The organism is Pseudomonas sp. GL_139_B (assembly GCF_057834475.1).
Window position 1 is genome coordinate 729501 of sequence record NZ_CM174403.1, and the last position, 20726, is coordinate 750226.

The following is a 20726-nucleotide window of genomic DNA, read 5'->3' on the forward strand; positions in this document are numbered from 1 at the left end:
CCATCATCCAGCGAACCAGCCGTCATTCTTGCGCAAGTACCAGGCGAATGCGCCGAGGGTCAGGCTGCGCAACACCATAAACAGCAAAAACGTGATCCACAGTCCATGGTTGCCCAGACCTTGAAGTGCCCAGGCGAAAGGCAGCAGGAGAATCAAGGTCAGCAGCATGCCGTTGCGCATTTCCCGGGCACGAGTGGCGCCAATGAACAGCCCGTCGAGCAGGTAACTCCACACGGCAATCAGCGGCAACGAAGCGAGGTAGGGCAAGTAGATGAACGCGGTGTCGCGCACGCTCTGGATATCAGTCTGCATCTCGATAAACAGGTGCCCGGCGAACGCAAACATTACGGCAAAGCCCAGGCTTGCCAGCAATGACCAGCCGCAGGCGACCACCAGTGAGCGCCGCAATGCCACTCGATCACGCGCACCGATGGCGTGCCCGCACAAGGCTTCCACGGCATGCGCCAAACCGTCCAGCGCGTGTGCCGTCAGCAGCAGGCCGTTGAGCAGTAGTGCGTTAGCGGCAACGGTGGCATCACCGAGTCGTGCGCCCTGCACGGTGATCAGAAAAAACACTGATTGCAGCGCCAGGCTACGGATGAAAATGTCGCGATTGACCGCCAGCAATGGCCGCCAGCTCTGCCACAGCGCCAACGCGGTCCAGACGATATGCCCTGGGTAGGCACGCAAGGCTTTGCGCGTCAGCAGCAAGCCAATCAGCGCACCGGTCCATTCGGCAATCACCGACGCCCGGGCCGCACCGACCACGCCCCATTCCAGCCCGAGGACAAACCACAGGTTTAGCGCGATGTTCACCAGGTTGGTGCTCAGCAGAATCGCCAGCGGCGCCCGCGCGTTCTGGGTGCCGAGGAACCAGCCGACCAGTGCATAACTGGCCAGCGCCGCTGGCAGTCCGAACAGCCGGGTGTGGAAAAACTCGCGGGTCAGTTGATCCAGCTCGGGCGACGGTTGCATGAAGTGCAACGCGACACCGCTCAAAGGCACGCCAACGGCGCCGAGGACAATCGCCAGGCCCATGGCCAACAACAAACCCTGCAGCAAAATCTGCCGCAATGCCGCGCCATCCCCGCGTCCGGCGGCCTGCGCCGCGAAACCAGTGGTGCCCATGCGCAGAAAACCCACGGCCCAGGCCAGGAAGGTATACAAACTGGCCCCGACCGCGACGGCGCCCAACTGATGGGCGTGGGGCAGGTGGCCGATGACTGTGCTGTCGACCAGCGCTACCAGCGGTACGGAAATGTTCGACAGAATCATCGGCGCAGCCAGCGCCCAGACCCGTCGATGGGTCGGGCGGTCACGCCAGTCGGCAATCAGGTTGGACATGCAGGCTCCTTGGCGAAGCCGGCATTGTAGCGGGAGGCGAGCGCATAGCCAGTGTGGGAGCGAGCCGCCCGGAGCCGGCTCGCTCCCACAGGGGAAGGGGGTGTCAGTGAATGATCCAGCTCAGCAACCACAGCCCCAGCATCAACCAGATGATCCCCATGATGACCGACGCATTCATGAAGGCCCGAATCGCCGACCACAACAGCATCAAGCCCAGAATCAGCGCGATGATGCTGATGATCGAAGCGTCCATCCCCAGCGCCCGGGACAAGCCTTCGACAAAGTTGCTGCCGGCATGGCTCAGCAGATTGAACAAGCCACTGAGGCCGTCAACGATAAAGCGGATGACCGAACCGAGCGCCTGGCCGAGCCATTCGAAAAAATCTTCTACCTGCATGTGGTTTTCGTCCTGATGAAAGTGGTTGAGCCTTGGGCCATTGATCGCAGTGGCGAGTTCCCTGCAAGCATAGAGGGTTGCATTGAACCTGTGGGAGCGAGCCTGCTCGCGATAGCAGTTTGTCAGTCAACATCCAGGTTGAATTTCAGACCGCATTCGCGAGCAGGCTCGCTCCCACAGGAAAAGCCCCCGGCTCTGCCACTTGCCATCCCCGGCCATCCCCCCGAAGCTATACGCCTTCAGGAGAGCCCGATGAACCTTGTTGAACTGACCGAACGCCTGCACGCCATCCGTGATCGAAATGACTGGCGGCAATTTCATAGCCCGAAAAACCTGGTCATGGCCGCCAGCGTGGAAATGTCCGAACTGGTGGAGATATTCCAGTGGCTGAGCGAAGACCAGTCGCGTCAGCTGACGGCCGACACACTGGCCCACGCCGGGCAGGAAATCGGCGATATCGTGCTCTATTTATTGCTGCTGTGCAGCGAGTTGGGACTGGACATGAATGAAGTCGTGCGCAGCAAACTCGCGGACAGCGAAGAGAGGTTCAGCTGATGAGCGATCGTCATTTCGATCAACTGGCGACACGCTTCGCCGAAAAAATCTACGGTGGGGCCAAAGGCGCGATCCGGTTGGCGGTGCTTCAGGCCGACCTGGCCGAAACCCTGCCGGACCGACCGCTGCGCGTACTCGACATCGGCGCCGGTCTGGGCCACATGTCGTTGTGGCTGGCCCAGCGCGGGCATGACGTTACGCTGGCCGAACCCGCCGAACCGATGCTCGAAGGTGCCCGCCAACGCTTTGCCGAGGCCGGGCAGACTGCGACGTTCATTCAGGCGCCGTGGCAGGAGCTGCTCGGTCAGCTCACCGAACCCTATGACCTGGTGCTGTGCCATGCCGTGTTGGAATGGCTGGCCGAACCCCATGCGATTTTGCCGGTTTTGCATCAACTGACGAAGAAAGACGGCTGGTTATCCCTGGCCTTCTACAACCGCGATGCGCTGATCTACCGCAACTTGCTCAAAGGCCACTTTCGCAAGATGCGCAAGAACGACATGGCCGGTGAGAAGCAGAGCCTGACCCCGCAACAGCCGCTGGATCCACGCGAGCTGGCGGGGCAACTTGAAGGCCTGTGGCAGGTCGAAACCCAGAGTGGCGTACGGGTTTTTCACGACTATATGCCGGTGGAGTTCCAGGCCCGCGCGGAACTCGTAGACTTGCTCGAAATGGAGCTGGCCCACCGTCGCCACCCAAGCTTTGCCGGGCTTGGGCGCTATCTGCACTGGATCTGTCGGCCGATCTGAGCGGAGCACCAAATGAAAAGTCGTTCAGGGTTACTGCTGATCTGTCTCGGGCTGGCAGCTTGTGAAGGCAGCAATCCGTATGTGGCATCGTCCAATCCGCTACCGCCGGCGCCACCCGGTGCCGCCACCACTTTCGATCACAGCGCCTACCCGGCGCCGACGCATGACTACGGGCGCTATCGCAGTTGGGCATGGCTCGACGGTCATCTGCCTGCGGGCACCACCTGGGCAGACTCGGCGCAGGTGGCCGAAGTGGTCAGCAATGCGCTCGACCAGCGCGGCTTGCGTCCGATGCGCGATAACCGTCCGGCCGACCTGTTTGTCAGTGCCAACCTGCATCTGGAAACCCGCATGCGGCAGGTGCAGGACGACTACGGTTACTACGGCGCCGGCTATGGCGGGTACAACCAGTATGGCAACGGTTACGGCATGTACGGCAGCGTACCGATCGTGCGCACCTATCAGGAGCAAGTTGTGGTGGTGCAGGTGGAGATGTTCGACGCAGGTACCGGTCAGCCAGTGTGGAGCGCCAGCGCTGAAACCAGCCATAAGGGCAGCCAGAGCGAGCAAGTCGACGCCATTCGAAAGGCTGTAGAAAAGGCAATGTCGGCGTATCCTCCTAGTTAGCTTCTGTAGATAAGAAGCATTACGCACGTTTTGCCTGCAACTGGAGAACCATCATGTTCCGCCGTCTCGCCGTACTGGCTGTGGCCGCGCTGCTCAGTGCCTGCGCCGCCAACCAGGTCAATCATGACTTCGATGCCAGCCGTAATTTTGCCGCCTACCGCAGCTGGAGCTGGAAAGAACCCGCCCTGCAATATCGCCCCGATGATCCACGGATCAAGAGTGACCTGACCGAACATCGCATTCGTGAATCCGTTGCCGATCAACTGGATCAGCGAGGTTTGCGTCCGGCCGCCTCCGGCACCAAGGGCGACTTGAGTGTGCAGGCTTATTTGATCGTCGAAGAGCGACAGCAACAAGTCACCACCAACTATGGCGGCGGTTATGGCAACCCCTGGAACGGTTACTGGGGTGCGCCGATGTACAACGAAACCCGCAACGTCAGTTACAAAGTGGCGACCATCCAGATCGACCTGCTCGACGGCAAGGACGGCAAACTGGTGTGGCGCGGCAGCGACGAACAGCTGCTCAGCGGCTCGCCGAACCCGACGGATCGCAGCAATGCGATACATGAAACCGTTGTGCGCATCCTGGCCAACTACCCACCTAAATTGGCCCACTGACCCCACATTGGCTCGCTCTCACATTTGATTTGAGCATCAACACAAATCCCCTGTAGGAGTGAGCCTGCTCGCGATAGCAATCTCAAACACTGCAAAGACTCACTGTCTGCTATCAAGCCACCGGCCGCCAATGCCCGATCATATGTTCAAGATCCCCAGCGCCCACTAACTGAAAGTCCCCACTGGATCCGGCCGCGCTCGCCAGCAATGTCACTTCACTGGGCAACCGCACCGGTTTGCGAAACTGCACGGCAATCTCGATATTCGCCGTAGGCAGGTGATCGGCCAGCGCCGCCAGCGTACGCGCCTTGTTCCACAACCCATGGGCGATGGCGGTCGGGAAGCCGAAGAGCCTGGCGCTGACGGCACTCAGGTGAATCGGGTTGTAATCGCCGGACACTTTGGCGTACTGGCGACCAATGTCGGCGGGGGCTTTCCAGCGGGCCACTTCCATCATCTCCCGCGTGGCTGCCAGCACGTCCTCGACGGGTTCCCCATCCAGTTTGACACCCCGGCACAGCATCTGGCTTTGCGCTTCCCAGAGTGTTCCCAATTGATCGTCCAGCGTGGTCACCAGGTCAAACGTCGCACCCTTGGCATGGGGTTGCAGATTCTGCACCTGCACGCTGACGCGTACCCGGTGCACACCACCCATGGGCCGCAAGACGCGAATGCGGTTGCTCAGGTGAATCAACCCCAGCAGGGGAAAAGGGAATGCTTTGGCGGTGAGCAATTGCAGCTGCAAGGCAAACGCGAGGATGTGCGGATAGGTTGGCGGCAGCAGCCCGTTGTCGGTAAACCCACAGACGTTGCGATACGCCGCCAGACGCTTTGGATCGACCTCTACCCAGCAGTGCAAACCCGTGTCGGGCAGCGTGGTGCCGGTGATCTTGCGCCGCGTCGCCGCTCGCACGTGCAGTGCCGGCAGGCTCGGTTCGCGGTTGAGTGTGTGCCAATCGGTGATCATCACTAGGCCCCCAGGACACTTTGTCCACAGACCCGCAACGCTTGCCCGGTAAACGCGCCGGTTCCCGGTTGCGCCAGCCAGGCCACGGCTTCGGCGACGTCTTGTGGCAAGCCGCCCTGGCCGAGCGAACTCATGCGCCGGCCCGCTTCACGCAAGCCGAACGGAATGTGCGCAGTCATCTGCGTTTCAATAAACCCCGGCGCCACCGCGTTGATGCTGATCCCGCGCTGATCCAGCAACGGCGCCCACGCTTGCGCCAGCCCGATCAGCCCGGCCTTGCTCGCGGCGTAGTTGGTTTGCCCGCGATTGCCGGCGATGCCGCTGATGGAGGCCAGCAAAATCACCCTGCCGTTGTCGTGCAGAGTGTTGCTGTCGAGCAGGGCCTTGGTCAGCACTTGCGGCGCATTGAGGTTGACTGCGAGCACTGCGTCCCAGAACTCCGGGGTCATGTTGGCCAGGGTTTTGTCGCGGGTGATCCCCGCGTTGTGCACCACGATATCGACGCCGTCGGGCAGGTGTTCGACTAACTGTGTGGCGGCGTCTTCGGCGCAAATGTCCAGGGTGACGCTGCGTCCGCCGAGGCGCGCGGCGAGGGCATCGAGATCGGTTTTGGCCGGTGGCACATCGAGCAAAATCACCTCGGCACCGTCACGGGCCAGCGTCTCGGCGATCGAAGCGCCGATGCCGCGCGCTGCGCCGGTCACCAGCGCCTTGCGCCCGGCCAGCGGTCGGGTCCAGTCCTGAACCGGCGTGTCACACGCCTTCAAACGAATCACTTGCCCGGATACAAACGCGCTTTTCGGTGAAAGGAAAAATCTCAGCGGGCCCTCCAACTGATCTTCCGCCCCGTCGCCGACATAGATCAACTGCAATGTGCCACCGCTGCGCAGTTCCTTGGCCAGCGAACGGCTGAAACCCTCCAGTGCGCGCTGGGCGCTGGCGGCGAACGGATCGCTCAACGTTTGCGGGGCACGGCCCAGAATTACCAGGTGCGCGCTGTGATCGAGGTTTTTCATCAGCGGCTGGAAGAATTCGCGCAGCTGTTTGAGCTGCCCGGTTTGCTCCAGGTTACTGGCGTCGAAGACCACGGCTTTGAGCTTCGGACCGTGGCCGGGAATCCACGCAGTGGCCAGTGACGGCTCGGTGCCGTAGCTGTAAATCGCGTCTGTCAGGCGATTGGCGAAGGCGCTGACTTTTGCCGCCAGCGGGCCACCGCCGATCAACAGCGCCCCTTCGACAGGCCGCAACCGGCCTGCCTGCCAACGCTCCAGACGGACCGGCGACGGCAAACCCAGGGCCCCGACCAGGCGATGGCCGATGGACGAATTGGCGAAGTCGATATAACGGTCAGACATGGAACGTGCTCCGGCAGCTGGGGTTCAAAGTGTGGACCACGAATGGCAATCAGTCGTTCGATCCACGAGATAAGGCCTACGCTTGAACATTGCAGAGTAGTTTGAGCTTGGGTTTAGCAGAACTTGTGGGGGAATGCAGAACCTGTGGGAGCGGGCTTGCCCGCGAAGGGGCCAGCACATCCAACATATTTGTAGGCTGATCCACCGCAATCGCGGGCAAGCCCGCTCCCACAGGTACTGCATTCACATTTCATTTTTTGAAGGATATTTTCATGACTCAGCTGCGCCGCGTCGCGATTATCGGCGGTAACCGTATTCCGTTCGCCCGTTCCAACGGGGCGTATGCCACCGCCAGTAACCAGGCGATGCTCACCGCAGCGCTCGAAGGCTTGATCGAACGCTACAACCTGCACGGCTTGCGCATGGGTGAAGTGGTCGCGGGGGCGGTGCTCAAACTGTCGCGGGACATGAACCTGACCCGCGAGTGCGTGCTCGGTTCGCGGCTGTCGCCCGAAACGCCGGCCTATGACATCCAGCAGGCGTGCGGCACTGGGTTGGAAGCGGCGTTGCTGGTGGCGAACAAGATCGCCCTGGGGCAGATCGATTGCGGGATTGCCGGCGGTGTCGATACCACCTCGGATGCGCCGATCAGTGTCAGTGAGGGCCTGCGTCGGATCCTGCTGCAAGCCAATCGCGCCAAGACCACTGGCGACAAACTGAAAACGTTCCTGCAATTGCGGCCACGGCACCTGATTCCGGAATTTCCGCGCAACGGCGAACCCCGTACCGGTTTGTCCATGGGCCAACATTGCGAGCTGATGGCGCAGACCTGGCACATTCCCCGCGAGGAACAAGACCAACTGGCGCTTGAAAGCCATCGTCATCTAACCGCGTCTTACGCCGAAGGTTGGCATAACGACCTGATGACACCCTTCCTCGGCCTGACCCGCGACAACAACTTGCGCCCGGACCTGACCCTGGAACAACTCGCCAAGCTGAAACCGGCCTTTGAAAAAAGCGCCCAGGGTACGATGACGGCGGGCAACTCGACGCCGCTCACCGACGGTGCGTCGTTGGTGTTGCTGGGCAGTGAAGAATGGGCCAAGGCGCGTGGCTTGCCGATCCTCGCTTACCTGCGCGATGGCGAAGCGGCGGCGGTAGATTTCGTCAACGGTGCCGAAGGTCTGTTGATGGCGCCGGTGTACGCGGTGCCGCGATTGCTGGCGCGCAATGGCCTGACCTTGCAGGACTTCGACTACTACGAAATTCACGAAGCCTTCGCCGCGCAGGTGCTCTGCACATTGAAGGCCTGGGAAGATCCTGACTATTGCAAAACCCGCCTCGGCCTTGATGCGCCGCTGGGCTCTATCGACCGCAGCCGCCTCAACGTCAAAGGCAGTTCACTGGCGGCCGGGCATCCGTTTGCGGCAACCGGTGGGCGGATTGTCGCCAACCTGGCGAAGTTGCTGGACGCGGCCGGCAAAGGCCGAGGCTTGATCTCGATCTGCGCCGCCGGTGGCCAAGGTGTCACCGCGATTATCGAGCGCTGAAGAAACACCTGAGTAAATCCGGAACCTGTAGGCGCTGGCTTGCCGGCGAAAGCGGTGTGTCAGCCACATCAATGATGGCTGTTATATCGCCATCGCGAGCAGGCTCGCTCCCACAGGGAATGTGTTTGTAGGAATTGATGACTTGGCCTACTGTCGGTCCATCTGCCGTCATGCGACATAAGGCCCATCAATGACGTCCAACGGACAAATCTCTCTCGAACGAACGATTCCGACGCTGTCGACGTTGCCACGTCCGCTATTCGCCCGTGTAGAAAGCCTGAACGCCGGCTCATGGACACCGCCCCACCGCCACGATTGGGTGCAGTTTTCCTACGCCATCAGCGGCGTCCTCGGCGTGCACACTGCCGAGGGCAGTTTCTTTGCGCCACCGCAGTGGGGCATCTGGATTCCGGCGGACCTTGAACACCAAGTCGTGACCTCGATGCGCGCCGAAATGCGCAGTCTGTATGTGCGCCGCGAGGATTGTGAGTGGGCAGACGGGCGCTGCCGCGTACTGGAAGTCACACCACTGGCGCGGGAGCTGATCAAGAGTTTTTGCTTGCTGCCAGTGGAATATCCACAAGGCGACAGTCAGGAAGCGCGGTTGGTGAGTGTGTTGCTGGATCAGTTGGCGAATTTGCCCGAGGTGGGGTTTTCCCTGCCGTTACCACGGCATCAACGGCTGTTGGGATTGTGCAACGAGCTGATTGAAAGGCCTGAGCAAAACGTGACGTTGCAAGCCTGGGCGGAACAGTTAGGCACCTCGGAAAAAACCCTGATGCGCCTGTTTCAGCGCGAGACCGGGTTGAGCTTTCGTGGTTGGCGACAGCGGATGCGGTTGTTGTCTTCGTTGAGTTTGCTGGAGGAGGGCGATAGCGTGACCAATGCCGCGCTGGCGTGTGGGTATGACTCGACATCGGCGTTTATTGCCGCATTCAAAGGTCTGTTCGGGTTTACCCCTGGCGAACTCTTCAAGCAGTAACACCACCTGACCTTTGTGGGAGCGAGCCTGCTCGCGAAGAGGTCGTCACATTCAATATCTATGTTGAATGTAAGTCCGCTTTCGCGAGCAGGCTCGCTCCCACAGGGGATCTATGGTGTTCTTGAGATCAGGTTCTAAAGCGTCGAACCAACCCGTCCAGTTCGCTCGAAAGCCCGGCCAGGCTTTGCGAATCCAGGCGCGCCGAGTTCGCCAATTCCGCGACCAATTGCGCATCCCCATGGATCTGGCTGATATGCCGGTTGATGTCTTCGGCCACGGAATGCTGTTCTTCGGCCGCTGTCGCGATCTGCGTATTCATGTCGCGGATCACGTCCACCGACTCACGAATCAGCCCAAAGCTGTTGCGTGCTTCGCCGATACGGCTTACTGACTGCTGAGACACTTCCAGGCTTGCATGCATCTGTTGAGTCACTTGGCTGGTGCGCTTGGCGAGGTTGCCGAGCAGACCGTCGATTTCCGCCGTCGAGTCGGCCGTGCGTTTGGCCAGCGCCCGCACTTCGTCGGCCACGACCGCGAAACCGCGTCCTTGCTCACCGGCCCGTGCCGCTTCAATGGCCGCGTTCAGCGCCAGCAGGTTGGTCTGCTCGGCGATCGAGCGAATGGTCCCCAGAATCGACTGAATATCGTTGCTGTCGCGTTCCAGCTGTTGCATCGACTGCGCCGACTGTTCGATTTCCTGGCTCAGACGATCAACGCTGCTCACCGCGGCATCGATCTGTTGCTGACCTTCGCGTGCCTGACGCTGGCCGTTGTCGGCAGAGTCCGCCGCCTGGCTGCAAGAGCGCGCGACTTCGTTGGCGGTGGCGACCATTTCGTGGAAGGCCGTGGACACCATGTCCACCGCTTCACGCTGGCGCCCGGCGGCTTCGGCCATGTCGCTGGAGACTTGGGTCGAGCTTTTGGAGGTGGCGAGAATTTTCGTCGCGGCGCCACCGATGCTTTGAATCAGGTTGCGAATTGCCGTCAAAAACTGGTTGAACCAACTGGCCAACTGCGCGGTTTCGTCGCTGCCACGGATTTCCAGGTTCTTGGTCAGGTCGCCTTCGCCTTGAGCGATGCCTTCCAGACCGCTGGCCACGCTGCGGATCGGGCGCACGATGACGCTGGCGAAACTGGCGCCGAGGATGGCGAAGAACACCGCCAGCACGGCGGCGATGATTGCGATCAGCCAGGTCAGTTGAGTGGCGGAGCTCATCACGTCGTTTTGCTTGATCAGGCCGATGAACGTCCAGCCCAGTTGCTCCGACGGCCAGACGTTGGCCATGTAGCGTTCGCCGTTCAGTTCGACTTCCACCAGGCCTTTGCCGGCCTTGGCCAGTTGCGCGTAACCCTCGCCGAGGCTGCTCAGTGGCTTGAAGTTGTGTTCCGGTTGTTTCGGGTCCACCAGAACCGTGCCAGTGTTTTCCAGCAGCATCAGGTAGCCGGTTTCACCGAGCTTGATCTGTTTGACGATTTCGGTGAGCTGCTTGAGCGTCACGTCGATGCTGACCACGCCGCCCTTGCTGCCCAACTGGTTGTCGATGGTGCGCACGGTACTGACGTAGGTCGCGTCGTCCTGTGCCCAGTAATAGGCCTCGGTGCGGAACGGCTTGCCTGGTTTGGCCTGGGCTGCTTTGTACCAAGGGCGCTGGCGCGGATCGTAATTGTTCAGCTTCGCATCGTCCGGCCAGGACACATAACCGCCGGCCGCGGTGCCGAGAATGGCATAGGCGTAGGAGGGGTGACTGTTGCCCAGGTCCTGGAGGAGGCTGAAGACTTTTTTGTCCATTTCGCCTTGGGGAATGCTCTCGGCGTTGGCGCTCATATAGGTCTTGAGGCTGTCGTCGGAGTTTTTGATCAGGGGCTGGTTGGCCAGGTAGTCGACGTTCTGGCTGATACCGTCGAAAAACAGTTGCATGGCGTTGCTGACCTGACGAATTTCGCGGCCGCTGCCGTCGACGAAACTCTCCTTGGCATCACTGCGCAAATTCAGCACAACGAGGGTGGCGACCAGCACCACAGGCAAGCTGGCGATGATTGCAAACGCCCAGGTCAACTTCTGTTTGATGTTCATCCACGCTCCAGATTTTCTTGTAGGTCCACGCAGTACGGATGACTCGCGGAATATTGGCAGCTGAAAACGTTGTTTTTCATCTTGGGTCCGTGAGTGCACCTTCGACTTCTGTAGGAAAGATTGTCGGACAAATACCTTTGTCTTTGAGGACTTCGGCCGCTGGCGGGGGAAATTGAGCCCGATTGGGAAAAATCCTACCGAAAGGTATGAAGAAAGATTTCAGCTTCTGTCGTAAATGCCCTCAGAACCTTTCGCCTACGTGTGTCGTTACCTCCGCTATGATCTCGGGCGGTCATTGACGACCGGCGGCGGATGAGTGATTAATCCGCCGCATTGCGTGCTTCACGACGTTCATAGGTCGGCAACCCCTCCCCCGAACGACTGGATTGCCGTATAACGAATGACTTTCGCGTGTTTGGTAATAAAGGACCCACAATAAAAGCTGATGAAGACTCCAAAACGCATTGAACCCCTGATCGAGGACGGTCTGGTTGACGAGGTGCTGCGCCCACTCATGAGTGGTAAAGAAGCAGCTGTTTATGTGGTGCGCTGTGGCAACGAGTTACGTTGCGCGAAGGTTTACAAGGAGGCGAATAAACGCAGTTTCCGTCAGGCGGCCGAGTATCAGGAAGGCCGCAAGGTGCGCAACAGCCGACAGGCTCGTGCGATGGCCAAGGGCTCCAAGTTCGGCAAGAAAGAAACCGAAGACGCGTGGCAGAACGCTGAAGTGGCGGCTTTGTTCCGTCTGGCCGGTGCCGGTGTACGGGTACCCAAGCCGTATGACTTCCTCGAAGGCGTATTGCTCATGGAGCTGGTGGCCGATGAATACGGCGATGCCGCGCCGCGTCTGAACGACGTAGTGCTGGAGCCGGAGCAGGCGCGCGAGTATCACGCGTTCCTGATTTCGCAGATCGTGCTGATGTTGTGTACCGGTCTGGTGCACGGTGACCTGTCGGAGTTCAATGTGCTGTTGACCCCGGACGGCCCGGTCATCATCGACTTGCCTCAGGCGGTGGACGCGGCAGGTAACAACCACGCGTTCAACATGCTGGAGCGGGACGTGGGCAACATGGCGTCCTACTTCGGGCGATTTGCGCCGGAGTTGAAAAAGACCAAATATGCCAAGGAAATGTGGGCGCTGTACGAAGCCGGCACCTTGCACCCGGCCAGTGTCTTGACCGGAGAGTTCGACGAGCCGGAAGAGTTGGCCGACGTCGGCGGGATCATGCGCGAAATCGAGGCTGCACGGCTGGACGAGGAGCGTAAGCAAGCGATCCGCGCTGCTGACGACGCGCCCCCGAGCAAAGCCGAAGAACCGCCTCCGCCCTGGATGCAGTGATCAGCTAAACAAAAACCCGGCTTCGGCCGGGTTTTTTGTAGAGGGACGACCTCGATTTTCCAAACACTGCAGAACCCTGTGGGAGCGAGCCTGCTCGCGATAGCGGACTGTCAGGCGACGATGATGTTGAATGTCATGGCTTCATCGCGAGCAGGCTCGCTCCCACAGTAATTTGCGTTCACATTAGATTTTCCGTTTTATTGAATTTTGTGATCTCCCGGACTCCCCACACTCAAGGACTGAATGTGAACACCTCCACCCGCAACGCCCGACTGATCATCGCCGCCCGTCTGATTTCGGATTTTGGCGCTTTCCTCAACATGGTCGCCCTGGCCACTTACGTTTACCTGCTCAGCAACAGTGCAATGAGTGTCGGCATTTTCCTCGCCAGCCGTGTCGGTGGAGGGATTTTCGCCAGTCTGATCGGCACCACGTTCTATCGCCGCTGGGTCGGGCGCATGCCGCTGATCATCTTCGACCTGTTGCGTGCAGGTTTGCTTGGCTTGCTGCTGATTCTGCCAGTTGATCAGCAGGCGCTGATGCTCTCCGTCATCGCGTTCGGCCTGGGGTTTGGCAACTCGATGTTTGCCATCGGCCTGAACAGTCAGTTGCCGCACTTGATCGATGGCAAACACCTGCTCAAGACCAATGCCTGGATCACCTCTGCTTCATCCGCCGCGATGGTCGGTGGCAGTCTGGTTGCCGGAGTGCTGGTGGCGGCGTTTGGGTTTGAAACAGTATTTGCGCTGAACGTGGTGACGTATCTGTTGGCCGCGTTGTTCATCTTGCCGCTGCGCTTTTCCATCCTGGCCGCCCGAGACGAATCCCCTCGCGATCAGGGCGAATGGTCGGCACTGCGACAAGGGTTGCGTAGCGCACCGGTGGTGGCCGCGATGCTCGCCGTTACCATGGCCGACACCCTTGGCAGTGCCGCGCACAACGTGGGATTGCCAATAGTTTCCAAGCTACTGACCCCCGAGTCGGCCAGCACCACGCTGGGCCTGATGCTGGCGGTCTGGACGAGCGGAAAACTGATCGGTGCGCGAATCGCCAGTCACCTGAAAGGCTCGGACAACATCAATCTGGAGCGGCGGTTTTTCTTCGGGGTGCTGCTGATGTCCTGCGGCTTCATCTTGATGTTTCAGCAGCAGACCCTTTACGGCTTACTGCTGTTTTCACTGCCAGCGGGGCTGGGGGACGGTTTCTCGGAAGTCGGCCTGATGTCTCGTCTGCAACGCGAGCCGGACAACCTGCGGCTACCCATTTTCAGCCTCCTCACCCTGCTGCAAATGACCGGCTTCGGCCTCGGCATGTTGATCGCCGCGCCGTTTTACTCGTGGTGGACACCGGGCTCCGTGGTGCTGCTGTTCCACGGCATTCCCCTCACCACGTTGTTGGTGGTGAAAGGCCTGACGATCAGAAACGAACAGGTTCGGCGCAGCAGCCCGACGCCAGGTTCTTGAGGATCGGGCAGTCGGGACGATGGTCGCCCTGGCAATGCTCGACCAGGTCTTGCAGGGTGTCGCGCAGCTGGCCGAGTTCGCGGATCTTCTGGTTCAGTTCGTCGATATGCTGACGGGCCAGCGCCTTCACATCGGCGCTGGCGCGTTGGCGGTCCTGCCAGAGGGTCAGCAGCTTGCCGACCTCTTCCAGTGAAAACCCCAAGTCCCGGGAGCGCTTGATGAAGGCCAGGGTGTGCATGTCGTCGTCGCCATATACGCGGTAGCCGCTTTCGGTTCGGTGGGCGGCCTTGAGCAGGCCAATGGACTCGTAGTAACGGATCATTTTCACGCTCAGGCCGCTTTGGCGGGCTGCTTGACCGATGTTCATCGATTGTCCTCCAGGTCCTTGGGCTTCCAGGTTTTCAACAGTAACGCATTGCCCACCACGCTGACGCTCGACAACGCCATGGCCGCACCGGCCAACACCGGGTTGAGGAAACCGAACGCCGCCAGCGGAATGCCGATCAGGTTATAGACGAACGCCCAGAACAGGTTCTGCCGGATCTTCGCGTAGGTCTTGCGGCTGATTTCCAATGCCGCTGGCACCAGCCGAGGATCGCCACGCATCAGGGTGATCCCGGCCGCGTGCATGGCTACGTCGGTGCCGCCGCCCATGGCGATGCCGATGTCCGCCGCAGCCAGGGCCGGGGCGTCGTTGATGCCGTCGCCGACCATCGCCACCACGCCGGTTTTTTTGAGTGTGACGACGGTGGCGGCTTTGTCGGCGGGCAGCACTTCGGCGTGGACATCGGTGATGCCCAGCGCCTCGGCGACGACTTTGGCGCTGCCGCGATTGTCACCGGTCAGCAGGTGGCTGCTGATGTTCCTCGCGCTGAGTTGTTGCACAGCTTGCAGGGCGCAGGGTTTGAGGGTGTCGCCAAAGGCGAAGAGGCCGAGCACTTTCGATTCGGGGTTTTGTTCGATCAACCAGGACAGTGTCCGGCCCTCGGTTTCCCAGGCTGTTGCCGAGTCCGCCAACGAACCCGCGTTTAAATCACTTTCGTCCAATAGACGACGATTGCCCAATGCCAGTCGACGACCGTCCAGCGTACCGGCGATGCCTCGGCCCGTCAGCGATTGACTGTCGCTGACATCGGCCACAGTCAAGCCGCGTTCGGTGCAAGCGTCCAGTACTGCCTTGGCCAGCGGATGTTCGCTACCCCGTTGCAGCGCGCCGGCCATGTGCAGCAGGGCGGATTCGTCACCGTTGATGGCCGTCAAATGAGCAATGCGCGGTGCGCCCGACGTCAGTGTGCCGGTCTTGTCGAACACCACCGCACTGACTTCGTGCGCGCGTTCCAGCGCTTGGGCATCCTTGATCAGAATCCCGTAGCGTGCCGCCACGCCAGTCCCGGCCATGATCGCTGTGGGTGTCGCCAGCCCAAGGGCGCACGGGCAGGCAATCACCAACACCGCGACGGCATTGATTAATGCAGTTTCTATCGGTGCGCCGTACAGCCACCAACCGATGAGTGTCGCCAGCGCGATCACCAGGACAGTGGGCACGAACACCTGGCTGACTTTATCCACCAGTTTCTGGATCGGTGCTTTGGCAGCCTGGGCATCTTCGACCAGACGAATGATTCGTGCCAACACGGTTTCCGCGCCCAAGGCCTGGGTGCGAACCAGCAATCGGCCTTCACCGTTGATCGCACCGCCGGTGACCCTGTCGCCCGGTTGCTTGGGCACCGGCAGGCTTTCACCGCTGATCAGCGCTTCGTCAGCGTAGCTCTGGCCTTCGACCACTTCGCCGTCCACCGGGAAGCGTTCTCCGGGTTTGACCATAACCAGATCATTGAGACGCAAAGCGCTGATGGCGACGTCCTGCTCGCGGCCATCGATCACCTGAATTGCTCGCTCCGGGCGCAAGGCTTCGAGGGCGCGGATGGCGCTGGCGGTCTGGCGTTTTGCGCGGCTTTCCAGGTACTTGCCCAGCAACACCAACGCGATCACGACCGCCGAGGCTTCGAAATACAGGTGCGGCATGCGCCCTGCAGCGGTGGCCCATTCGTAAACACTCAGGCCGTAACCGGCGCTGGTACCGAGGGCGACCAGCAAATCCATGTTGCCGGCTCCGGCGCGCACGGCTTTCCAGGCGGCGACATAAAAGCGCGCACCGAAGATGAATTGCACTGGTGTAGCCAACGCAAATTGGGCCCAGGCGGGAAGCATCCAGTGCACGCCGAACGGTTGCAGCAGCATCGGCAACACCAGCGGCAAGGCCAGGACGATGGCCATGATCAGCGCCCAGCGCTCACGGTGCAGGCGCTGTTGTTGAGTGTCGGTTGGTGGGTGTTCGACTTCCCAGATGCTGGAGGAGTAACCCGCTTTGGTTACGGCAGCGATCAAGCTTTGCGGATCGATATGACCGAGCAATTCGAGGTGGGCACGTTCGTTGGCCAGGTTGACGCTGACGCTCTTGACTCCCGGCACCTTGGCCAGCGAACGCTCGACCCGGCCAACGCACGATGCGCAGGTCATGCCGTCGATGCTCAGTTCCAGAGTGTGCCGGGGCACGCTGTAACCGGCCTGCTCAACAGCGTCCATCAACGCGGGCAAGCTGTCTCGGGGTGCTTGAACGCGGGCCTGTTCGGTGGCCAGGTTGACGCTGACGGCGGAGGCGCCGATGACTTTGCTCAAGGCTCGCTCGACACGCCCGGCGCAACTGGCGCAGGTCATGCCGGCAATCGGCAGATCGAATGTGGTGGATTCGGACATCGGTCGCACTCCCTGTAGTAGATGCCTACAGGATCAACCTTGCCATGCGGGCAAGGTCAAGCACCAATCTAAAACTGTGGGAGTGAGCTTGCTCCCACAGGGATACCACAGGGTTTTCTTCAGTAGTCGAGGACGGCGGGCTTGAGGTACATCCCTTCCTGCGACATCGCAATCCGGTACTTCAACACATCGCCAGCCTTGAGCTCTATGTTCTGCGCGGCCGGTACAAGCATGCCCGGGTTGCACCCCGGCATGTTGCCCGGCAGCAGTTTGAGGCGCATGGACACATTGCCCGGCGGCAGGTTGAACGAGGTGCTTTGTTCCTGGAACAGCCGTGCAGACAGTTGATCCTGGATGTACACACCGATCTCGCAGGAGGTTGAAACTTCCAGGCGCTCGCGGGAAATGATCAGTACGCCATAGTTCTCCCCGGCGGCGTGAACCAAAGGCGTCGCTGCAAAGAGGCTGAGGAAGCCAAACAGGCTGAAAGCTGACCAGCGCATGGCTGAATCTCCTGAATTCGAGTCATTGATGCCCGCAGCTTGGCCGAGCGCGACGCCGATTGCCAGCCCGGCAGTTTGTTCAAGAACTTGACCTTGCCATGGTGGCAAGCTCGAAACTGCTCGCAACCTCATAAAAGGAGCCACACCATGCAAGTGTTCAACGTCCAGGGCATGTCTTGCAGTCACTGTGTCAAAGCCATTACTCAGGCGCTGCAAGCCAAAGATCCAGCAGCTAGCGTGCGGGTAGATCTGGCCGCCAGGGAAGTCGGGGTTGAAAGCGCGTTGACGGTCGAGCAAGTGATCGCCGCGATCATCGAAGAGGGCTACGACGCCAAAGTCGCCTGACCCAGCGCAATCCCGTGTAGGAGCGAGCTTGCTCGCGAAAGCGGTGTGTCAGACGACAACAATGCTGAATGACACGCCGCCTTCGCGAGCAAGCTCGCTCCTACAGGGATCTGCATTCATTCAAGGGTTTTTGTTAGTTAGCAAGCTATCTGAATGTTCAAGGCGTTCATGCACGGCTAGACTGTCGGCCTGACGACTCATGTCCAACTGGATGCCTGATGAACTTCCGTACTATTTTGATTCTTGGCGCCTTGAGCGCTTTCGGTCCGCTGGCGATCGATTTCTATCTGCCGGCCTTCCCGGCGATGGCGCTCGCCTTTGGCACTGATGAAAAACACGTGCAACTGACACTGGCGGCGTATTTCCTCGGTTTGTCGATTGGTCAACTGTTCTACGGCCCAGTAGCCGATCGTTTCGGGCGGCGTATTCCATTGCTGACCGGGGTCGGTTTGTTCACCCTTGCTTCGCTGGCCTGCGCGTATGCGCCGAACCTTGAATGGTTGATCGGCGCGCGTTTTGTCCAGGCGCTGGGCGGTTGCGCGGGGATGGTGATTTCCCGTGCGGTGGTCAGTGATAAATGCGATGCCGTGGGTTCGGCGAAAGTCTATTCACAATTGATGCTGGTCATGGGGCTGGCGCCGATTCTCGCGCCGATGCTCGGCGGCTTGTTGGTCAACACCACCGGTTGGCAGTCGATCTTTCTGGTGTTGACCGGCTTCAGTGCCTTGGCCGCATTGTCCGTGGCGCTCGGGTTGCCGGAAAGTCTGCCCGCGTATGTGCCGCGTCAGCCGTTGTCGGGGGCTTTGCGGCAGTATGGTCGCCTGTTGTCGGATCGGGTCTATCTCGGTCATGCCCTGACGGGTGGCATCGCCATCGCCGGGATGTTTGCCTATATCGCCGGTTCACCGTTCGTATTCATCAAACTCTACGGTGTCCCGGCCGAGCATTTCGGTTGGCTGTTCGGCACCAACGCGGCGGGGTTCATTCTGACGGCGCAGGTCAACGCACGATTGCTGGCCAAGCGTGGGCCGGCATTCTTGCTGGCGCGCGCCGTGTGGGTTTATCTGACCGCTGGCCTGGCGTTGTTCGCCGTCAGTGCGCTGCGCCCTGAGCATCTATGGCCGTTGCTGATTCCGCTGTTTATTTGTATCTCCAGTCTCGGCTGTATCCTCCCCAACGCGTCGGCGTGTGCCATGAACGGGCAGGGCGCCCGCGCCGGCAGTGCCTCGGCGATGCTTGGGTGTCTGCAATTCACCGTCGCGGCCGGTGCCGCTGCGTTGGTCGGTGTTTTACACGATGGCAGCGCCATGCCGATGGCGATGGTCATCAGCTTGTGCGGAGTGTTGGTGGTGAGCATGGCGATGCTCACCCGGCGCTTGCAAATTGCCCGGGCGTTGGCGCAAGCCTAGGTCTGAGGGCGGACTCAGCCAGCAGCGCGCTGCTGGTGACCGGGAATTTGATGGGGGGCGTACAGGCGTGCTTCGAGTGTTCGGGTAAAGGCCAGTGCTTCGGCTTCGCTGCGGAATGGCACGGCAAGCTGGTCCAGACGGACCTGCCATTGTGATTTAGCCACTTCTTTTATCAGGATCTTCATTGCTGATCTCTCCTCTCGTAAAAGATGCCATGTAAAGATTATGCCGCAGAGGATTCGATTGTAGACCCGAATACGATCGCTATTGTGACAGAGGTCAACTGTCAGACTGACGGTGTCGTCCCCGTCAGGACGACACTGTTTCATCTTGTTTCAGAACCCTTCCAGCACAATTTTGCCCTTGGCTTTACCACTTTCCAGCAACGCATGTGCACGGCGCAGGTTGGCCGCGTTGATGGTGCCGAAGTGCTCGCCGACCGTGGTTTTCAGTGTGCCGGCGTCGATCAACCCGGCGATGCGGTTGAGCAAATGGTGTTGCTCGATCATGTCCGCGGTTTCGAACAGCGAGCGGGTGTACATGAACTCCCAGTGCAGCGACAGGCTCTTGCGTTTGAGCTTGGTCACGTCCAGCGACTTGGGATCATCGATCAACGCCAGTCTGCCTTGCGGCGCCAGCGCCTCGACCAATTGGTCCAGGTGATGATCGGTTTGGGTCAGGCTGGCGACATGGGTTACGTAATCGACACCGGCACGCTTGAGTTCCTCGCTCAGCGGTTGGCTGTGATCGATCACCCGGTGGGCGCCCAGTTCACGGACCCAGCTCTGGGTTTGCGGGCGGGAGGCGGTGCCGATGACGTTGAGCCCAGTGAGCTGACTGGCCAATTGCGTGAGGATCGAACCCACACCACCGGCAGCGCCGACGATCAGCAGGCGCTGGCCTTCATCGGTGTTGCCTTCGCGCACTTGCAGGCGTTCAAACAGCAGTTCCCAGGCGGTAATGGCGGTCAGCGGCAGCGCGGCGGCTTCGGCGAAACCGAGGGTTTTGGGCATGTGGCCAACGATCCGCTCATCCACCACGTGGCGTTCGCTGTTACCCCCCGCGCGGGCGATGGAGCCTGCGTAAAAGACCTTATCGCCGGCCTTGAACAAGGTCACTTCGCTGCCGACGGCCTTAACCACACCGGCTACGTCCCAACCCAGAACTTTGGCCGCGCCTTCTTCAGGCTGGACGTTCTGGCGAACCTTGGTGTCCACCGGGTTGACCGAGATGGCTTTGACCTCTACCAACAGATCGCGCGGGCCGGCGGCCGGTTCTGGCAGCTCGATGTCGTGCAGGGAGTGTTCGTCGCTGATCGGCAACGAGGTGTAGTAAGCAATGGCTTTCATCTAGGCAATTCCTGAAGGTAATAAAGGACGAAATCAGGCCACGGTACGCAGGCGCTTGAGGTCGAAGTGTTCGAGAAGGTCGCCGGCCTTGGCCCGGAAATTCTGGATGTGGGCGCTGGCGTCGTGCGCTTGCAGGGCTTCGTCGCTGCTCCACTGCTCGATCATGTAAAAGGCCTGCGGATTGGCGAGGTCCTGGTGCAAGTCGTATTGGCCGCAACCGGCCTCGGCGCGGGTCGGTTCCACCAGGGCGCACAGGTGCTGTCCAAGGGCGTCTTGCTGGCCGGCTTTGGCGATGAGCGTGGCAATGGCGGTAAAGGGCTGGGACATGGGCGACTCCGGTA

The 20726-nt window shown here is 60.3% G+C and carries 21 protein-coding genes and 1 pseudogene; 10 read left to right on the forward strand and 12 right to left on the reverse strand.

The window, feature by feature from the left end:
* Positions 1–3 precede the first annotated feature (3 nt).
* Together AC3ISI_RS03160 and AC3ISI_RS03165 are read right to left on the reverse strand one after the other, a co-directional pair.
* Positions 4–1344 (reverse strand): MATE family efflux transporter, encoded by a 1341-nt coding sequence (locus AC3ISI_RS03160; protein WP_489335442.1) that lies wholly within the window; start codon positions 1342–1344, stop codon positions 4–6.
* A 103-nt stretch (positions 1345–1447) separates the two neighbouring features.
* A complete protein-coding gene (locus AC3ISI_RS03165; RefSeq protein ID WP_489335443.1) occupies positions 1448–1741 on the reverse strand; it encodes a hypothetical protein in 294 nt (97 codons plus the stop codon).
* Between the two features lie 252 nt (positions 1742–1993).
* Here AC3ISI_RS03165 and AC3ISI_RS03170 point away from each other — a divergent pair, with 252 nt between their 5' ends.
* Genes AC3ISI_RS03170 through AC3ISI_RS03185 form a run of 4 tightly spaced genes read left to right on the forward strand, consistent with a single transcriptional unit; the run spans position 1994 to position 4292 of the window.
* Positions 1994–2296 (forward strand): MazG-like family protein, encoded by a 303-nt coding sequence (locus AC3ISI_RS03170; protein WP_489335444.1) that lies wholly within the window; start codon positions 1994–1996, stop codon positions 2294–2296.
* A complete protein-coding gene (locus AC3ISI_RS03175) occupies positions 2296–3045 on the forward strand; it encodes a methyltransferase domain-containing protein (protein ID WP_489335445.1) in 750 nt (249 codons plus the stop codon). Before AC3ISI_RS03170 ends, AC3ISI_RS03175 begins: the two co-directional genes overlap by 1 nt.
* A 12-nt stretch (positions 3046–3057) precedes the next feature.
* Complete coding sequence (locus AC3ISI_RS03180; RefSeq protein WP_489335446.1) at positions 3058–3672, forward strand: DUF4136 domain-containing protein; 615 nt, start codon at positions 3058–3060, stop codon at positions 3670–3672.
* 53 nt (positions 3673–3725) lie between these two features.
* On the forward strand, positions 3726–4292 hold the full coding sequence (locus AC3ISI_RS03185; protein ID WP_489335447.1) for a DUF4136 domain-containing protein: 567 nt from the start codon (positions 3726–3728) through the stop codon (positions 4290–4292).
* A gap of 112 nt (positions 4293–4404) precedes the next feature.
* On the opposite strand, the gene AC3ISI_RS03190 is transcribed toward AC3ISI_RS03185, so the two are convergent.
* Positions 4405–5259, reverse strand: coding sequence for a MaoC family dehydratase (locus AC3ISI_RS03190; RefSeq protein ID WP_489335448.1), 855 nt, complete (start codon positions 5257–5259; stop codon positions 4405–4407).
* 2 nt (positions 5260–5261) lie between these two features.
* On the reverse strand, positions 5262–6614 hold the full coding sequence (locus tag AC3ISI_RS03195; RefSeq protein ID WP_489335449.1) for a 3-oxoacyl-ACP reductase: 1353 nt from the start codon (positions 6612–6614) through the stop codon (positions 5262–5264).
* Between the two features lie 272 nt (positions 6615–6886).
* Here AC3ISI_RS03195 and AC3ISI_RS03200 point away from each other — a divergent pair, with 272 nt between their 5' ends.
* Both AC3ISI_RS03200 and AC3ISI_RS03205 read left to right on the forward strand, forming a co-directional pair.
* The gene (locus AC3ISI_RS03200) at positions 6887–8164 is read left to right on the forward strand and encodes an acetyl-CoA C-acetyltransferase (RefSeq protein WP_489335450.1); all 1278 of its coding nucleotides are present in this window, start codon (positions 6887–6889) and stop codon (positions 8162–8164) included.
* Between the two features lie 190 nt (positions 8165–8354).
* Entirely contained in the window at positions 8355–9146 is a 792-nt protein-coding gene (locus AC3ISI_RS03205) for an AraC family transcriptional regulator (RefSeq protein ID WP_489335451.1), read from the forward strand.
* A 127-nt stretch (positions 9147–9273) separates the two neighbouring features.
* Here AC3ISI_RS03205 and AC3ISI_RS03210 read toward each other — a convergent pair whose 3' ends face one another.
* Positions 9274–10041 carry a methyl-accepting chemotaxis protein gene (locus AC3ISI_RS03210; protein WP_411741843.1) on the reverse strand — a complete coding sequence of 256 codons (768 nt, stop codon included), beginning with the start codon at positions 10039–10041 and terminating at the stop codon, positions 9274–9276.
* Between the two features lie 90 nt (positions 10042–10131).
* Positions 10132–11220: pseudogene (locus AC3ISI_RS03215) on the reverse strand (cache domain-containing protein); the annotation flags it as partial.
* A gap of 445 nt (positions 11221–11665) precedes the next feature.
* Here AC3ISI_RS03215 and AC3ISI_RS03220 point away from each other — a divergent pair.
* Both AC3ISI_RS03220 and AC3ISI_RS03225 read left to right on the forward strand, forming a co-directional pair.
* Positions 11666–12559 carry a PA4780 family RIO1-like protein kinase gene (locus tag AC3ISI_RS03220; protein ID WP_489335452.1) on the forward strand — a complete coding sequence of 298 codons (894 nt, stop codon included), beginning with the start codon at positions 11666–11668 and terminating at the stop codon, positions 12557–12559.
* A 245-nt stretch (positions 12560–12804) separates the two neighbouring features.
* On the forward strand, positions 12805–14022 hold the full coding sequence (locus tag AC3ISI_RS03225) for an MFS transporter (protein WP_489335453.1): 1218 nt from the start codon (positions 12805–12807) through the stop codon (positions 14020–14022).
* Here AC3ISI_RS03225 and cueR read toward each other — a convergent pair.
* The 3 genes from cueR to AC3ISI_RS03240 form a co-directional block, all read right to left on the reverse strand.
* Positions 13976–14389 carry a Cu(I)-responsive transcriptional regulator gene (gene cueR / locus AC3ISI_RS03230; RefSeq protein ID WP_489335454.1) on the reverse strand — a complete coding sequence of 138 codons (414 nt, stop codon included), beginning with the start codon at positions 14387–14389 and terminating at the stop codon, positions 13976–13978. The genes AC3ISI_RS03225 and cueR overlap by 47 nt on opposite strands.
* Entirely contained in the window at positions 14386–16779 is a 2394-nt protein-coding gene (locus tag AC3ISI_RS03235) for a heavy metal translocating P-type ATPase (protein ID WP_489335455.1), read from the reverse strand. The genes cueR and AC3ISI_RS03235 overlap by 4 nt, the downstream gene beginning before the upstream one ends.
* 119 nt (positions 16780–16898) lie before the next feature.
* Positions 16899–17282 (reverse strand): hypothetical protein, encoded by a 384-nt coding sequence (locus AC3ISI_RS03240; RefSeq protein WP_489335456.1) that lies wholly within the window; start codon positions 17280–17282, stop codon positions 16899–16901.
* Positions 17283–17429: 147 nt separating this feature from the next.
* Here AC3ISI_RS03240 and AC3ISI_RS03245 point away from each other — a divergent pair, with 147 nt between their 5' ends.
* Complete coding sequence (locus AC3ISI_RS03245) at positions 17430–17627, forward strand: heavy-metal-associated domain-containing protein (RefSeq protein WP_489335457.1); 198 nt, start codon at positions 17430–17432, stop codon at positions 17625–17627.
* A gap of 218 nt (positions 17628–17845) precedes the next feature.
* Positions 17846–19036 (forward strand): multidrug effflux MFS transporter, encoded by a 1191-nt coding sequence (locus tag AC3ISI_RS03250; protein WP_489335458.1) that lies wholly within the window; start codon positions 17846–17848, stop codon positions 19034–19036.
* A gap of 14 nt (positions 19037–19050) precedes the next feature.
* Here the strand turns inward: AC3ISI_RS03250 and AC3ISI_RS03255 are convergent, their stop codons facing one another.
* The 3 genes from AC3ISI_RS03255 to AC3ISI_RS03265 form a co-directional block, all read right to left on the reverse strand.
* Entirely contained in the window at positions 19051–19221 is a 171-nt protein-coding gene (locus AC3ISI_RS03255) for a hypothetical protein (protein ID WP_489335459.1), read from the reverse strand.
* A gap of 150 nt (positions 19222–19371) precedes the next feature.
* A complete protein-coding gene (locus tag AC3ISI_RS03260; RefSeq protein ID WP_489335460.1) occupies positions 19372–20385 on the reverse strand; it encodes a zinc-binding alcohol dehydrogenase family protein in 1014 nt (337 codons plus the stop codon).
* Positions 20386–20418: 33 nt separating this feature from the next.
* On the reverse strand, positions 20419–20712 hold the full coding sequence (locus AC3ISI_RS03265) for a putative quinol monooxygenase (RefSeq protein ID WP_489335461.1): 294 nt from the start codon (positions 20710–20712) through the stop codon (positions 20419–20421).
* Positions 20713–20726: the final 14 nt, after the last annotated feature.